This is a genomic window from Ruegeria sp. CE12, from assembly GCF_056537525.1.
Genome location: NZ_JBQFRS010000027.1, coordinates 1 through 2626 on the forward strand (window position 1 = coordinate 1; position 2626 = coordinate 2626).

Genomic DNA, 2626 nt, shown 5'->3' on the forward strand with positions numbered 1-2626 from the left:
ATAGGGGATCTTATCATAGAGCGCGACTGTGCGCATCGAGCGGCTGTCTTCCACCGCTTGCGCGCCTTCGGTCGTGTTCAAGACCAGATCAACCATCCCGTCCTTCATCATATCGACAATCGTGCGCCCACCTTCATAGGCCTTGTTGACCACATCAGATGAAATCCCGTGATCGGCCAAGAATTTCGCCGTGCCTGAGGTGGCCAAAATCTTGAGGCCCAAATCGGTCAAGGTTTGCGCAGTTTCCACCAAGAGCGGCGATTTATCCGCATCTTTGATCGACAAGAACACTGTGCCTGCCGTTGGCAAAACAGTTCCCGCGCCAAGCTGCGCCTTGAGGAAGGCCCGCGCAAAGCTGCGATCCCATCCCATCACCTCGCCCGTTGACCGCATTTCTGGCCCAAGCAGCGTATCCACGCCAGGGAAACGGGCAAAGGGCAGCACCGCTTCCTTGACCGAGAACCACGGCGTGCGGAAATCTGACAGGCTCATCGGGTCGCCCATCGGGATAGACGCGTTGTCATCCACAGGTTGATGAGGTGTGGCCTTTGGGAAAACCGAAAGTTTCTCTCCCGCCATCAAGCGCGCTGCGATAGAGGCAATTGCGCTATCCGTGGCCTTGGCCACAAAGGGTACAGTGCGCGAAGCGCGTGGATTGACCTCAATCAAATAGATATCATCGCCTTTAACCGCGAATTGAACATTCATCAAACCAACCACATTGAGCGCGCGCGCCAGTGCCTCGGTCTGGCGGGTGATCTCTGCGATAATCGCATCGCTGAGCGTATGAGGGGGCAAGGAACAGGCACTGTCGCCCGAATGCACGCCCGCCTCCTCAATATGCTGCATAATGCCCGCGACATGAACCGCGTCACCATCGCACAGCGCATCCACATCAACCTCGGTCGCGCCATCAAGATAGCTGTCAAGAAGCACAGGGCTGTCGCCAGACACCACCACAGCCTCTGCGATATAGCGGTTAAGCTGTGCTGTGTCGCGCACGATCTCCATTGCGCGACCACCCAGAACGTAAGAGGGGCGGATCACCAAAGGATACCCCAAGGCCTCAGCCGCGGCTTTTGCTTCCTCGTCAGAATGGGCAATCGCATTTTCGGGCTGCTTAAGCTCAAGCTTTTGAACAAGCTGCTGGAACCGCTCGCGATCCTCCGCCAAATCAATCGCATCGGGCGATGTGCCAAGGATTGGGATACCTGCCTCATGCAACGCGTTGGCCAATTTCAGTGGGGTCTGACCGCCAAATTGCACGATAACCCCATGCAATGTACCTGCGTCCTGCTCCACGCGCAGAATTTCCATCACATGCTCGTAGGTGAGAGGCTCGAAATACAGGCGGTCGGATGTATCATAATCTGTTGAAACCGTCTCTGGGTTGCAGTTGATCATGATGGTTTCATAGCCTTGCGCCGTCAGCGCAAAACACGCGTGGCAGCAGCAATAATCAAATTCGATCCCCTGCCCAATGCGGTTTGGCCCGCCGCCCAAAATCACAACTTTTTTCGCATCCGAGGGACGCGCTTCGCATTCCACATCGCCCATCGCAGGGGCCTCATAGGTGGAATACATATAGGGGGTCTGCGCCTCAAACTCGGCCGCGCAGGTGTCGATCCGCTTAAATGCAGCAACAATCCCTGCACTGGTGCGATCAGCCCGCACAGAGGCCTCGCTGCGGCCCGTCAGTGTCGCCAAACGCGCATCGGTGAAGCCCATCATCTTGATCTTGCGCAAGGCATCCGCCTCACGCGGCAGGCCATTGGTGCGAATATCTTCCTCGACATCCACGATCTCGCGAATGCGGGCCAAGAACCATGGATCAAATTTGGTGACATGACCGATCGCGTCATTGGTCAGACCATGGCGCATGGCCTGGGCGATCACGCGCAGACGATCAGGCGTCTGCAGGCTGAGCGCCTTCGTGATGGTGGCCTTATCAGGCGCGCCCGCAATCTCGATCTCGTCAAAGCCAGACAGACCCGTCTCAAGGCTGGCCAAGGCTTTTTGCACACTCTCATGGAAGCTGCGGCCAATGGCCATTGCCTCGCCCACGGATTTCATCGCCGTGGTCAATTCGGGCTTAGAGCCGGGGAATTTCTCAAAAGCAAAGCGTGGAATCTTGGTGACAACATAATCGATGCTTGGCTCAAAGCTGGCAGGGGTGACACGGGTGATGTCATTGTCCAACTCATCCAATGTGTAACCTACGGCCAATTTAGCCGCGATTTTCGCAATCGGGAACCCCGTGGCCTTAGAGGCAAGCGCCGATGAACGCGACACGCGCGGGTTCATCTCGATCACCACCATCCGCCCATCGGCAGGGTTAATCGCCCACTGAACGTTGGAGCCGCCCGTCTCAACGCCAATCTCGCGCAACACAGCAATCGAGCCGTTGCGCATGATCTGGTATTCCTTGTCGGTCAGCGTCAGGGCAGGGGCCACAGTGATCGAGTCGCCGGTGTGCACGCCCATCGGATCGACGTTTTCGATGGAACAGACGATGATGGCATTGTCAGCGGTGTCGCGCACCACCTCCATCTCATATTCTTTCCAGCCCAAAAGGCTTTCATCGATCAGGATCTGACCAACGGGCGAGGCGTCCATGCCGGAACGG

Annotated in this window: 1 protein-coding gene; it reads right to left on the reverse strand. The window is 56.9% G+C overall.

Translation table 11 applies throughout. The features are described 5' to 3' along the window. Positions 1–2626: carbamoyl-phosphate synthase large subunit (gene carB, locus ACR0IO_RS22790; protein ID WP_480745097.1), on the reverse strand; the 2626-nt coding region annotated here is incomplete at both ends.